The sequence below is a fragment of the Streptomyces sp. NBC_00178 genome (genome assembly GCF_036206005.1).
Lineage (GTDB): Bacteria > Actinomycetota > Actinomycetes > Streptomycetales > Streptomycetaceae > Streptomyces.
In genome coordinates, this window is sequence record NZ_CP108143.1 from 4,332,157 (window position 1) to 4,344,510 (window position 12,354).

Genomic DNA, 12,354 nt, shown 5'->3' on the forward strand with positions numbered 1-12,354 from the left:
GGCCACCTGGCCGGCCCTACTCCGTGGGCGCCCGGCGGCGGGAGACGATCGCGGTCAGGTCGAGATCGACGGCGAAGGGTGTGGACACCTTCATCCGGTCGTGAAAGATCCCGGTCGAGGTGTAGGCGCCCGTGGCGGGTTCCAGCTCGAAGACGTACACGACCGCCCGGCCGTCCTGGTTCTCCACCCGCCAGTAGTGCGGGATCCTGGCCCGCGCGTACTTCACCGGCTTGGTCTCCCGGTCACGGGTGACGGACTCGTCGGACACGACCTCGACGGCGAGCAGCACACTGCTCGCGGGGAAACGGGTCTGCCGCAGACTCTCGACCGCGTCCGCGCGCACGACGACGACATCGGGTTCGGGGCGGTTCTGGAAGTCGATGTCGATGGTGAACTCCCGGACCGCCTCCAGTTCAGGCGGTGCCAGTGACTGCAGCTGCCAGGTGAAGAAGTCGACCGCCCGGGTGTGGAACAACGTCTGCGGACTCACGAAAACCAGACTCCCGTCGATCAGCTCCGTGTGCGGAGGCAGATTCGGGAGTGTGTCCAGGTCATCGGCGGTCCAGCCGCCCACGGGCGGGACCGCCCACCGCGGCTCGGGGGCCTCGGGTTCGATGCTCATCAGTGCTCCCATGGGAGGCAGTCTCGCGGGACTCCTCAGCGTATCCGCAGGGAACACAAAGAGGTCCCCCCGAACGTGTGACCGCCTCACGCGTCGCTGACCGGCACGCCCTTGCCCACCCGGGCCCCGCCCGCGCCGGAGTCAGTCCCCGCCTCCGCCTCCGCCGCCGTCCCCGCTCCCCCCGCCTCCGCCGCCCGCCCGGGCGGCCTTGTCCTGGCGTACGTTGCGGTGCACGGCCTGCGCCGCCCACTCCTCGCGCACCAGGGCCCGCGTCGCGGCACGCGTGCGGCGGTCGCCGCCCCGCACGACCGCGGGCAGCTCCACCGCCGCCGCCAGGGCCGCGAGCAGCCGGCCCCTGGGGTCGGGGTGACCCGCCGCACGGGACTCCTCGTGGCGCTGCCGCACCTGCCCCGCCGGGGAGGCGGGGCCGGCCGGGTGGCGGTGGTAGGGGAGCAGACCGAGGAAGCGGCGCGTCTCCCGGCGCAGGACACCCCGCTCCACCAGGGCGTCCAGATACAGCCCCTCGGCCTGCCGCCCCGCCTGCCGCACCCAGCGCCGGGCCGACGTCCCAGGGAGCAGCCCGCCCTTGCCGGGGGCCGGGAGGCTGCGCAGGAACACCGCGAGCAGCGGATCGGGCGGATCCAGCGGATTCACGACCACCACCCGCCCGCGTTCCCCGGCGATCCGGCCCTGGAGCTCCAGCTCGGCCAGGGCGGCCCCGGCGACGCCGTACTCCAGGTACCGGCCCCGGCAGTACGGTTTTCCGCGCACGGGGTCCAGGGCGAGCAGCAGCAGTTCCTCGGGGAGCGTCAGAGCGGCGGCGGAGTCGTTCACGGGCGGGCCGTGATCCGTCCGGTGACCTCACCCAGCCCGACGCGCGTGCCGTGCGGGCCGGGGGCCCAGGCCGTGAGCGTCACCGTGTCACCGTCCTCCAGGAACGTCCGCTTGCCCTCGGGCAGGTCCAGCGGGTCGCGGCCGTTCCAGGTGAGTTCGAGCAGGGACCCGCGCTGGCCGGGCCCGGCGCCGCTGACGGTGCCGGAACCGTACAGGTCGCCCGTCCGCAGCGAGGCGCCGTTCACCGTCATGTGGGCCAACTGCTGCGCGGCCGTCCAGTACATGGTGGAGAACGGCGGCTCCGAGACCGTCTGTCCGTTGACGACGACCGAGATGCGGATGTCGAAACCGCCCGGCTCCTCGTCGTCCGCGTCGTCCAGGTACGGCAGCAGTGGGAAGTCCCGGGCAGGCGGCGCCGTCCGGGCCGCGTCCAGGGCCTCCAGCGGGGTCACCCACGCCGACACCGAGGTGGCGAAGGACTTGCCGAGGAACGGGCCCAGCGGCACGTACTCCCAGGCCTGGATGTCGCGCGCCGACCAGTCGTTGAGCAGCGAGAGCCCGAAGACGTGCTCCCGGAAGTCGCCGAGCGCGACCGGTGAGCCCTGCTCCGAGGGGACGCCGACGACGAAGCCGACCTCCGCCTCGATGTCCAGCTTCACCGAGGGGCCGAACACGGGCGCCGGGTCCGCGGGGGCCTTGCGCTGGCCGGAGGGGCGCACGACGTCCGTCCCGGACACCACGACGGTACCGGCCCGCCCGTGGTAACCGATCGGCAGGTGCTTCCAGTTGGGGGTGAGGGCCACGCCGTCCGGCCGGAAGATCCTCCCCACGTTGGTGGCGTGGTGCTCGCTGGCGTAGAAGTCGACGTAGTCCGCGACCTCGTACGGCAGGTGCAGCGTCACCGCGTCGAGCGGGTGCAGCAGCGGCTCTATGTCCGGGCGGTGCGCCGGGACGGTGACCCACGCGGTCAGGGCCCGGCGCACGTCGCGCCATGCGGTCCGGCCGGCCGCGAGGAGCGGCATGAGGCTGGGCTGCGCCAGCAGCTGGGCGTACGGCGAACCGAGGGCGTGCGCGGCCGCCCCGGCGTCCAGGACGTGGCCGCCGACGCGGACGCCGACCCTGCGGTCCGGGTGCCCGGGGGTGGAGAACACGCCGTACGGAAGGTTGTGCGGGCCGAAGGGGTCGCCCTCGGCCAGATCGAGCGGGCTGCTCTGCTCGGGCATCTGTTGCTGCCTCGCTTTCCAGGTCGCTTGAGGGACACGTTACGTCGGCGCCGATCTTCGGCGGCAGTGCCGTCAAGTAGGCGTAATGCCCGGAAAGTTACGCGATAACCCTGGTCATCCGGCCGTCCGCGGGATGCGCTTCTCCCAGGTCCGGTGGAAGACGATCTCGTCTCCGTCCCTGCAGACGATCTCGTCGGACGCGATGAAGTCGTCCGCGTCCGCGCTCAGCTCCGACCGCGTCTCCACCCGCACGTCCCAGGACATCTCCGGCCGGTGCAGCCGGATCGTCCGGCCGGAGCGGGTCCGGGCGGACAGCGGGTCGTCCTGCCGGATCGTGTACGTCTCCAGCGCGTCCTCGGTGAACTCCAGGCCGTCCGGGTGGACCCGCGTGCCGCCGCGGCACGGATCCACCTCCAGCCGCCACTCGCCCTTGGCGACGTCCCGCACCACCAGGCGCTCCGGCCGCTGTTCGTCGAGGGTGACCGGATGGACGACGCCGAGCGGTTCGGCCTGCTCCGGTTCGCCGAAGGTGATGCCCGGGTCCTCGGTGTGCCGGCGCACCGGGAGTTCGACGAGACTCCCGTCCGCGTCGAGCGTGAAGCCCGCCGAGCCGGCCTGCGGCCAGATCCACGGCCAGTACGACGACGAGACGGCGATCCTGATCCGGTGTCCGGGCGGGAAGGTGTACCCGATGGCGCCCAGCTCGAAGGCCACGTCCTCGGTCCCGCCGACGGGCCAGTCCTCGGCTCGGCCGCTCCCGTGCCGGGTGGCCGGGTTGAGGGCGCCGCGCGTCACCAGGGTGGAGGAACCGTCCGGCGCCACGTCGCAGAGCCGGGCGATCACCTGGCCGCGCGGCACGTCCATACGGATGCGGAGTCTCACCCCCGGCCTGCCGAGGATCTCGATGGGGGACTCCTCGACGGGGAACTCGAAGCACACCGACTTGGCGTCCTCGTCCCGCTGGTCGGGCGGCAGGTCCGCGTCGTCGCCGGAGGGGACGAACCGGCCCGCGTCCAACCCGGTCTGCTGCGGCGAGCGGACCGTCTGCTCCCCGCCGGCCAGCGCGTACGCCACCGGGGTGACGTTCTCCGACGGCCAGGCGGCATCGCCGACCCAGCGGCCCGGCAGCGTCTCGTAGGCCGTGGCCGGGGGGTGCGAGCCGCTGATCCAGGACCGGAGCAGCGGCTCGTTCATCACCCCGGTGTCCTGGCCCTTGAGGTGCTGGTCCCACCAGCGCAACGTCTCCTGCAGGAAGCCGATCGCCGGCCCCGGCCGCAGTCCCCGGTCGGGGTACTGGTGCGGCCAGGGGCCGATCAGGCCCCGCACCTTGGAGGGGTCCAGGTGCTCGACGAGCCTCAGGACCGTGTCGCGGTACGGGTCGTGCCAGCCGCCCACCGCGAGGACGTTCGCCCTGATGGCGCCGTAGTCCTCGCGGACGCTGCCGTGCCTCCAGTAGTCGTCGCGGGTCTGGTGCGCCAGCCACGTGTGGAGGAGCGGCTCCACCGCTTCCAGCCGGCCCAGCCACATGTCCCGCCAGCCGTCACCGACGTCCGCCGGGTCGGGCGGCAGCGCGACGGAGGCGAGCATGGCCGACGCCCAGGCGTGCATGCCCACGCCGAGCACGGAGCCGCCCATGTAGTGGACGTCGCCGGTGTAGCGGTCGTCGGCCGAGCAGACGGTGACGACCGCCTTCAGGGGCTCCGGCGCGAGCGCGGCGATCCGGAGCGAGTCGAACCCTCCCCAGGCGATGCCGAACATGCCGACCCGGCCCGAGCACCACTCCTGCTGGGCGAGCCAGTGCACCACGGCGACCCCGTCGGCGAGCTCCGTCGCGTCGTGCGCGTCGCCCGGCAGGCCCTCACTGTTGCCGTACCCGCGCACGTCGACCCGCACCGAGGCGTAGCCGTGGCCGGCGTACCAGGGATGGCGCTGGTGGTCGCGGGGCGCCGTCCCGTCGCTCAGCCGGTGGGGAAGGTACTCCAGCAGGGCGGGCACCGGCTCGTCGGTGACCGGCCGCCAGATCCGGGCGTACAGCCGAGTGCCCCCGGCCAGCGGGATGTAGAGGTCCTCGTGGGTGGTCTCGTACGGGAACGATGTGCGGATCTGCATCGGGAACCCTCGGGGGACGGGGTGCGACGTGCGCGCTTCGGCCAGGGGCCGGCGGTGGTGGCCGGGCCGGCCACCACCGCGACAGCGCCGTCGACACCGACATGGGCGCGGCTGGAGACCTCGCCGAACGGCTTCACCGGACCCCTCGACCGGCCGAACAGGACGTGGTCTTCCCCGGGTGGTGGTGGGGCCGGCCCGGTACCGGTCGTGACAGGGGACAAAGCGGCAACTCCTGATCGTATGAGCTGAACCCGAACATACCGGCGGTGGCGGGAAGGCGCCCACGGTGATCCAAAGGGGACCGGATACGCTGGCTCGAGTGAGGACAGCGACACATCGACATTCCGTGTGATCGTCAGCAGACAGGAGATCCCCTCGTGACCGTCGTCGGGCCGTTCGGACTGCGCGTGCGGGACCAGGCGCTGGAGGCAGATGTCCAGGCCGGTCTGGCCGATGTCGAGGCGGGGCTGCTGGCTGCCACCAAGAGCGAGGTCCCGTTCATCACGGAGGCCGCACAGCACCTCGTCAGCGCGGGGGGCAAACGATTCCGGCCACTGCTGGTCATGCTCGCCTCCCAGTTCGGCGACCCCGACGCGCCGGGCGTCGTGCCCTCGGCCGTGGTCGTCGAGCTGACGCACCTGGCGACGCTGTACCACGACGACGTGATGGACGAGGCGGACGTGCGCCGCGGGGTCGACAGCGCGAACACCCGCTGGGGCAACTCCGTCGCCGTCCTGACCGGCGACTTCCTCTTCGCCCGCGCCTCGCACATCCTGGCCGACCTCGGCCCCGAGGCCGTACGCATCCAGGCCGAGGCGTTCGAGCGGCTGGTGACCGGCCAGATCCTGGAGACCGCGGGCCCGCGCGACGGGCGCGACCCCGTCGACCACTACATGGACGTGCTGAGCGGCAAGACCGGTTCGCTGGTCGCCGTCTCCGGACGGTTCGGCGCACTGATGGCCGGTGCGGACGAGTCCGTCGTCGACATCCTCACCCAGTACGGCGAACGCCTCGGCATCGCTTTCCAGCTCGCCGACGACGTCCTGGACATCGCCTCCGACTCCCACGAGTCCGGCAAGACACCCGGCACCGATCTGCGCGAGGGGATCCCCACCCTCCCCGTCCTCCACCTGCGCGCGCGTGCCGCGGCCGGCGGCAGCCCGGAGGACAAGGAGCTCGTCGAGCTGCTGGACGGCGACCTCGCCGACGACGGCAGGCTGGCCGACGCCCTGCACCGGCTGCGGGCCCACCCCGCCCTGGAACAGGCACGACGTGACACCGTGCGCTACGCGCAGGAGGCACGGGCCACGCTGGCACCGCTGCCCGAGTGCTACGCGAAGGCAGCGCTGGAAGAACTCTGCGACGCCGTGGTCCACCGCGCGGGCTGACCCCCTAGGGGTGCCCGCGCCCTGCGCGCTCCGGGGTCATCCCGGAGAGGTACGCCGAGTTGCTCCCGGGGGCTGACGCTTGTTCCCGTCCGATTTGGTCAGATGGACAACAACCACTCCTGACCACATCGGGTGAGAATGGCGGCGGGGAGTGGAGCAGCGCAAGGGGATGGCAGCCGCCGACCACGGAGGTAGAGCACACATGGCACCGAACGACAGCGCGGAGACCAACGGCGAGGCCACGGGGACTGTCGTGGGCCGCCGGAAGAAGGCGCGTTACATCGTCCCGTTCGCGGTGGCGGGAGTGGCGGCCGCGACGATCGGGCTCGTCCCGGCGCTCGCCGCGTCCGGCGACCCGGACCTGCCCGACATCACGGCGCAGGAGCTCATCGAGAAGATCGCCGCGTCCGACCAGGAGCAGCTGTCCGGCACGCTCAAGGTCAGCACCGACCTCGGAATCCCCTCGCTCGGCGGTATCGCGAGCAGCCTCGCGCCGGACGCCGGCGGGGACACGAGTGCCGCGCCCGAGAGCAAGCTGATGGAGCTGGCGTCCGGCACCCACACGCTCCGGGTGGCCGCCGACGGGCCCGACAGGCAGCGCCTGTCGATCCTCGGCGAGGGCTCCGAGTACAGCCTCGTCCACAACGGGGACGACGTCTGGGGCTACGACAGCGGGAGCAACGAGGTCTACCACGCCCAGTCCGACGGGGCGGAGCGGCCGGACGGGATGCGCAAGGCGCCCGAGGGCGTCCCCGCCACGCCGAAGGAGCTCGCCGAGGAGGCACTCGCGGCCTCGGACGACACCACGTCCGTCACGGTCGACGGCACGGCGCAGGTGGCGGGACGCGACGCGTACCAGCTGCTGATCAAGCCGAAGCAGGCCGGTTCGACGATCGGGTCCGTCCGGGTCGCCGTCGACTCGGAGACCGGCGTGCCGCTGAAGTTCACGTTGGCCACGAGCTCCGGGGGCAAGGCCGCCGTCGACGCCGGATTCACGAAGGTCGACTTCTCCAAGCCCGACGCGTCCTCCTTCTCCTTCACCCCGCCGAAGGGTGCGAAGGTCACCGAGGCCGAGGAGCTGAAGGACGAGGCCGGAAGGAACGGCGCGGCCGGCAAGGCGCCCAAGGACCTGGAGGCGCTGGAGGACTTCAAGGGCCTGAACGTGATCGGCAAGGGCTGGAACGCCGTCGCCGAGATCGACGTCCCGGGCGGCGCCGGGCTCCCCGCCCAGGGCTCCGAAACCGGTGACATGCCGGCCCAGGCCCAGCAGTTCCTCGACGCCCTCGGCGACAAGGTCAGCGGCGACTTCGGCTCGGGCACCGTCTTCAAGACACGCCTGGTCAACGCCCTCATGACGGACGACGGCAAGGTCTACGTCGGCGCCGTCACCCAGGACACCCTGGTGAAGGCGGCCGACGCCGCCGAGTAGCACGCCCCGGTGAAGGCGGCCGACACCGCCGGGCCGTGCACACACAGGGCCCCCGCCCCGCCGTACGCTCCGTACGGCGGGGCGGACCCGTACGGGGCGGGGGACGAGGACCGGGAGGGCGCATGACCGACACAGCGGCCGCGACGGCGCGGCCGGAAACCGGGCCCGGGCCGGCGCCCGGGACCGTGATCGCCACGCACGGGCTCACCAAGCGCTACCGGGGCGGGCAGTTGGCGGTCGACGGGCTCGACCTCACCGTCCCGGCGGGCAGCGTCTTCGGTTTCCTGGGGCCCAACGGCTCGGGCAAGACCACGACCATCCGGATGCTCATGGGCCTCATCGCCCCGACGTCCGGCACCGCCCACGTCCTGGGCCGTCCCATGCCGGACGCGGTCCGCACCGTGCTCCCGCACGTGGGGGCGCTCATCGAGGGGCCCGCCCTGTACGGCTTCCTGACGGGCCGTGACAACCTCCTGCGCTTCGACTCCGCCGACCCGGCTGCCGACCCGCGCACCAGACGGGCGCGGGTGGACGGGGCGCTGGAACGGGTCGGCCTCGCCGCCGCCGCGGGGAAGAAGGCCAAGGCGTACTCGCTCGGGATGAAGCAGCGCCTCGGGCTGGCCGCCGCGCTCCTCCAGCCGCGCAGCCTCCTCGTGCTGGACGAGCCGACGAACGGCCTCGACCCGCAGGGCATGCGGGAGATCCGGGCGCTGGTCCGCGAACTGGCCGCCGACGGCACCACGGTCTTCCTCTCCTCCCACCTGCTCGACGAGATCGAGCAGGTCTGCACGCACGCGGCCGTCATGGCCCGGGGCCGGCTCGTCGTCCAGGGCCCCGTCGCCGAGCTGGCCTCCGGCGCCCGGGGCCGGCTCGCCCTGACCACCCCCGACGCCGGCGACGCCGCGCGCATCCTCACGGAGCACGGGGCGACCGGCGTGACGGCCGACGGGGACCGGGTGAGCGCCGACGCGCCGCCCGCCGACGTGGATCTCGCGGACATCAACGAGACCCTGGTGCGCGCCGGTGTACGGGTGCGGGCCTTCGGCGTCGAACGGGCCTCGCTGGAGGACGCCTTCGTCGCACTGACCGGAGAGGGATTCGATGTCGCAGGCTGAACTCACGGCGGTCCCGGTGTCCCGCGAGCCGCGGCGCGCACGGTGGACCCTGGGGATCCTCCGCTCGGAACTGACCGTCACCCTGCGCCGGTGGCGCACCCTCGCCCTGCTCGGTGTGCTGGCCGCCGTTCCCGTCCTCGTGGGGATCGCCGTGCGGATCGAGACGGGCGAGGGTCGGGCCGGGGGCCCGGACGGCGGGGGCGGCCCGGCGTTCCTCCCGCAGATCACCAACAACGGGCTGTTCCTCGTCTTCGCGGCGCTCTCCGTGACGCTCCCGGTCTTCCTGCCGATGGCGGTCGGTGTGGTCGCCGGGGACTCGGTGGCGGGCGAGGCGGGCGGTGGCACCCTGCGCTACCTGCTGGTCGCCCCGGCCGGCCGGACCCGGCTGCTGCTCGCCAAGTACGCGTCGGTGCTGGTGTTCTGCCTGGCCGCCACCCTGGTCGTCGCGGTGTCCGCGCTCGTGACGGGAGCCCTGCTCTTCCCCGTCGGCGAGGTCACGACGATCTCCGGGACACGGATCGGATTCGGTGAGGGGCTCGCGCGGGCCGGACTCATCGCGCTGGCCGTCGCGGTGTCACTCGTCGGCTTCGCGGCCCTGGGGCTGTTCGTCTCCACGCTCACCGACAGCGGGATCGCGGCGATGGCGGCCACGGTCGGGGTGCTGATCACCGTGCAGATCCTGGACACGATGCCGCAGCTGCACGCGATCCACCCGTATCTCTTCCCGCACTACTGGCCGTCCTTCTCGGACCTGCTGCGCGACCCGGTCTACTGGGACGAGATGGTCCGGAACCTCGGTCTGCAGGCGGTGTACGCGGCGGTCTTCGGATCGGCGGCGTGGGCGCGCTTCACGACGAGGGACGTCGGCGTCTGAGCCGTCTCCGGGGGCGGAGGGGCACGGCCCGTCCGCGCCGTCGGCCGGTCGAGCCGTCCCCCGATCGGCTCGTCGCGGCCCGGACGGCACGAACGGTGCGGTGCACGGAACGTCACGACACGGTACGTTCCGTTTCCAGCCAGGTCATTGTTCGACTTTTGGCGACGACCTGTCAACAAGCGGTGGGCGGAATCCCCCTATGCTCACCGAATGATCACATCGCAGAGTTCCCTGCGCCGCAGCGAGAGATCACGACGGGCGACGCTGGACGCCGCTCTGGAGCTGTGCGCGGAGAAGGGCTACGGCCGGGTCACCATCGAGGCGATCGCGGCCCGCGCCGGTGTGAGCAAGAAGACGATCTACCGCTGGTGGCCGTCCAAAGGGGCGGTGATGCTGGAGGCGTTCACCGAGGTCTTCGTCGGCGCCACCCCCTTTGTCGACACCGGTGACATCGTTGCCGACCTGCGGACCCACATCACCGGCGCGGTGCGGATGGTCTCAACGGGGCCGTACGGCCCCGTCTACGCCGGGATCCTCTCCGAGCTGCACGACGACGAGGTGCTGGCGCGCGCCGTGCGCGAACAACTCGTCGACCCGCGCTTCGACGCCGCCGTGCAGCGTCTGCGCCGGGCGCAGGAACAGGGGCAGGTCCCGGCGGGCGCGGACCTCCCGCTCGTGGTGGAGCTGCTCTACGGTCCGCTCTACTACCGGAACCTGCTGCGGAAGCCGCCGATGGACGAGGCGAGGGTCGCGACCCTCGTGACCCACGTCCTGAGGTCCGTGGGGACGAATGCCGGGGACTCCGCGAATGCCGGGGACTCCGCGAGTGCCGGGAGTACCGCGAACGGTATCGCCCCTCCGCGCCCCAGGGACGGCGGTGCTCCCGGCTGCGACGGCTGACGGGGCGGCGTCGCCCGCTCAGGCGAAGACGCGCTCCAGGACCACCGCCACACCGTCCTCGTCGTTGGACAGCGTGATCTCGTCGGCGACGGCCCTGAGTTCCGGGTGGCCGCCCGCCATCGCCACCCCGTGCCCGGAGAGCCGGAACATCGGCAGGTCGTTGGGCATGTCGCCGAACGCCACCGCGCCCGCCGGGTCACGGCCGAGCAGTTCCGCGGCGAGGGCGACCCCGGTGCCCTTGTCCACGCCGTACGGCGCCATCTCCACCGTGCCCGGCCCCGCCATGGTGACGGACGCCAGGTCGCCCACGGCCCCGCGGGCGGCCGCCGCCAGTTCGTCGTCCGTCAACTCCGGGTGGCGGATCAGGACCTTGATGACCGGCTCCGCCCACAGGTCGGAGCGCCGGCCGGTCCGCTGTGCGGGGAGCGAGGGGTGCGGCATGCGGTACCCCGGCTCGATCAGCGTCCGGCCGTCCGCCCCGTCCTGGTCCACCGCGGCGAACACCTGCCCCACCTCGGCCTCGATCTTGCCGAGCGCGGTGTCGGCCAGCTCCCGGTCCAGGGTCACCGACCTCAGCATGCGCGCCGACCCCGCGTCGTAGACCTGGGCGCCCTGTCCGCAGACCACGAGGCCGTCGTACGCGAGGTCGGTGAGCAGGGCGCGTATGCCGGGAACGGCGCGGCCCGTGACGATCAGATGCCGGGCACCGGCCGACGCGGCGCGGGCGAGGGCGGCGCGGGACCGGGGGCTCACGGTGTCGTCGGAGCGCAGCAGCGTGCCGTCGAGATCCGTGGCGACGAGGGTGTATGCGGCGGGTGGCGTGACCATGGGGTCAGCCTAGAGAGATCGCCGGTCCACCGTGCGCCGCTGACCTGGGCGGACGGTGTGCGCGATCAGTGCACGCAGAATTCGTTGCCTTCGGGGTCCAGGAGCACCTGCCACGAGCCGCCCGGTTCGTCGACGGCCCGCAGCACGCTCGCGCCCAGCCCCACGAGCCGTTCCACCTCCGCCTCGCGCTGTCCGGGCGCCGTGTGGACGTCCAGGTGGAGGCGGTTCTTCACCGTCTTCGGCTCGGGGACGCGCTGGAAGAGCAGCCGCCGGCCGAGACCGGTCCCGCTCTTCGCGTCGTACGGATCGTCCGGGTGCCGTACGGCGACGAGGTCCCGCCAGGCCCGGCGGCCGTGCGGTTCCACCGTGCTGGACTCGGGCACCGCCCCGGCGGCGAGCAGCTCCTCGATCAGGGCGCTGTTGTCCTCGACGAGGTAGCCGAGGGTCTCGGCCCAGAAGTCGGCCTGGGCGTGCGGCTCCGCCGCGTCGATGACGACTTTCCAGTGCAGGGTCATGAACCGTTTATAGCGGCACGCCCACCGGATCGGGGAGTGCCCGGCGGGGGAGGGGCGTCAGTGCGGCGAGCAGGTGGCGCAGGCGTGCCCGCCGAGCGACGCCAGCAGTTCGCCGGCCGCCGCACGCACCGCCGGATCGCTGTCCCCGGCCAGCCGCTCGGCCGTCGTCCGCCCGGCCAGGACCGCCAGATGCGCGTCCCGGGTCCACCCCGGCTGATGGGCGTGGGCGCCGGCGAGGATCGTCCCGAGCAGACCGAGCACGCCGACGCGCTCCTTCACGGTCTCCATGGCGGCGAGTTCCCACAGGAACGGCACCGTGGCCACCGTCGCGTCGAACACCGCCATCGCGGCTATCCACCGCCCCAGGTCGCTCAGCGCGTCCTCGGCCGATTCGCTGTCGCCCCATGCGATGCGCGACAGCATCCCGGGCACCTGGGAGGCGGAGCCCTGGGCGTGGCGCAGCTCATGCCACCGGACGTGCCTCATGTCCCCCAGGATCGTCCCCATCCGGGCACTC

Annotated in this window: 12 protein-coding genes; 5 read left to right on the forward strand and 7 right to left on the reverse strand. The window is 72.7% G+C overall.

Annotation, left to right across the window (positions count from 1 at the left end):
• Window positions 1–16 precede the first annotated feature (16 nt).
• The 4 genes from OHT61_RS18965 to OHT61_RS18980 all read right to left on the reverse strand — a co-directional run bounded on the left by OHT61_RS18965 (window position 17) and on the right by OHT61_RS18980 (window position 4,788).
• Window positions 17–622: a Uma2 family endonuclease gene (locus OHT61_RS18965; protein WP_329039983.1), complete on the reverse strand. Its 606-nt coding sequence runs from the start codon at window positions 620–622 to the stop codon at window positions 17–19.
• A gap of 141 nt (window positions 623–763) precedes the next feature.
• Window positions 764–1,456 (reverse strand): GOLPH3/VPS74 family protein, encoded by a 693-nt coding sequence (locus tag OHT61_RS18970; RefSeq protein WP_329039984.1) that lies wholly within the window; start codon window positions 1,454–1,456, stop codon window positions 764–766.
• Window positions 1,453–2,679, reverse strand: a complete 1,227-nt coding sequence (gene fahA, locus OHT61_RS18975) for a fumarylacetoacetase (RefSeq protein ID WP_329039985.1) — start codon at window positions 2,677–2,679, stop codon at window positions 1,453–1,455. The genes OHT61_RS18970 and fahA overlap by 4 nt, the downstream gene beginning before the upstream one ends.
• Window positions 2,680–2,793: 114 nt before the next feature.
• Window positions 2,794–4,788 (reverse strand): CocE/NonD family hydrolase, encoded by a 1,995-nt coding sequence (locus OHT61_RS18980; protein WP_329039986.1) that lies wholly within the window; start codon window positions 4,786–4,788, stop codon window positions 2,794–2,796.
• A gap of 377 nt (window positions 4,789–5,165) precedes the next feature.
• On the opposite strand from OHT61_RS18980, the gene OHT61_RS18985 reads away from it, so the two are divergent.
• From OHT61_RS18985 to OHT61_RS19005, 5 genes are all read left to right on the forward strand, one after another.
• Window positions 5,166–6,176 (forward strand): polyprenyl synthetase family protein, encoded by a 1,011-nt coding sequence (locus OHT61_RS18985; RefSeq protein WP_329039987.1) that lies wholly within the window; start codon window positions 5,166–5,168, stop codon window positions 6,174–6,176.
• A 202-nt stretch (window positions 6,177–6,378) separates the two neighbouring features.
• Window positions 6,379–7,605, forward strand: a complete 1,227-nt coding sequence (locus OHT61_RS18990; RefSeq protein ID WP_329039988.1) for a LolA family protein — start codon at window positions 6,379–6,381, stop codon at window positions 7,603–7,605.
• Between the two features lie 122 nt (window positions 7,606–7,727).
• Window positions 7,728–8,720, forward strand: a complete 993-nt coding sequence (locus OHT61_RS18995; RefSeq protein WP_329039989.1) for an ABC transporter ATP-binding protein — start codon at window positions 7,728–7,730, stop codon at window positions 8,718–8,720.
• Window positions 8,707–9,594: an ABC transporter permease gene (locus tag OHT61_RS19000; protein WP_329039990.1), complete on the forward strand. Its 888-nt coding sequence runs from the start codon at window positions 8,707–8,709 to the stop codon at window positions 9,592–9,594. The genes OHT61_RS18995 and OHT61_RS19000 overlap by 14 nt, the downstream gene beginning before the upstream one ends.
• Window positions 9,595–9,804: 210 nt before the next feature.
• The gene (locus tag OHT61_RS19005; protein WP_329039991.1) at window positions 9,805–10,494 is read left to right on the forward strand and encodes a TetR/AcrR family transcriptional regulator; all 690 of its coding nucleotides are present in this window, start codon (window positions 9,805–9,807) and stop codon (window positions 10,492–10,494) included.
• Between the two features lie 18 nt (window positions 10,495–10,512).
• Here OHT61_RS19005 and OHT61_RS19010 read toward each other — a convergent pair whose 3' ends face one another.
• The 3 genes from OHT61_RS19010 to OHT61_RS19020 form a co-directional block, all read right to left on the reverse strand.
• Entirely contained in the window at window positions 10,513–11,322 is an 810-nt protein-coding gene (locus tag OHT61_RS19010) for an HAD family hydrolase (RefSeq protein WP_329039993.1), read from the reverse strand.
• Window positions 11,323–11,387: 65 nt separating this feature from the next.
• A complete protein-coding gene (locus tag OHT61_RS19015) occupies window positions 11,388–11,837 on the reverse strand; it encodes a VOC family protein (protein WP_329039995.1) in 450 nt (149 codons plus the stop codon).
• A 57-nt stretch (window positions 11,838–11,894) separates the two neighbouring features.
• The gene (locus OHT61_RS19020; protein ID WP_329039996.1) at window positions 11,895–12,344 is read right to left on the reverse strand and encodes a hypothetical protein; all 450 of its coding nucleotides are present in this window, start codon (window positions 12,342–12,344) and stop codon (window positions 11,895–11,897) included.
• Window positions 12,345–12,354 lie beyond the last annotated feature (10 nt).

Coding starts and splice junctions, on each gene's coding strand:
- OHT61_RS19010 (WP_329039993.1), bottom strand. CDS start 11,322: ATGGTCACGCCACCCGCCGCATACACCCTCGTCGCCACGGATCTCGAC.
- OHT61_RS19000 (WP_329039990.1), top strand. CDS start 8,707: ATGTCGCAGGCTGAACTCACGGCGGTCCCGGTGTCCCGCGAGCCGCGG.
- OHT61_RS18980 (WP_329039986.1), bottom strand. CDS start 4,788: ATGCAGATCCGCACATCGTTCCCGTACGAGACCACCCACGAGGACCTC.
- OHT61_RS19005 (WP_329039991.1), top strand. CDS start 9,805: ATGATCACATCGCAGAGTTCCCTGCGCCGCAGCGAGAGATCACGACGG.
- fahA (WP_329039985.1), bottom strand. CDS start 2,679: ATGCCCGAGCAGAGCAGCCCGCTCGATCTGGCCGAGGGCGACCCCTTC.
- OHT61_RS19020 (WP_329039996.1), bottom strand. CDS start 12,344: ATGGGGACGATCCTGGGGGACATGAGGCACGTCCGGTGGCATGAGCTG.
- OHT61_RS19015 (WP_329039995.1), bottom strand. CDS start 11,837: ATGACCCTGCACTGGAAAGTCGTCATCGACGCGGCGGAGCCGCACGCC.
- OHT61_RS18995 (WP_329039989.1), top strand. CDS start 7,728: ATGACCGACACAGCGGCCGCGACGGCGCGGCCGGAAACCGGGCCCGGG.
- OHT61_RS18990 (WP_329039988.1), top strand. CDS start 6,379: ATGGCACCGAACGACAGCGCGGAGACCAACGGCGAGGCCACGGGGACT.
- OHT61_RS18965 (WP_329039983.1), bottom strand. CDS start 622: ATGAGCATCGAACCCGAGGCCCCCGAGCCGCGGTGGGCGGTCCCGCCC.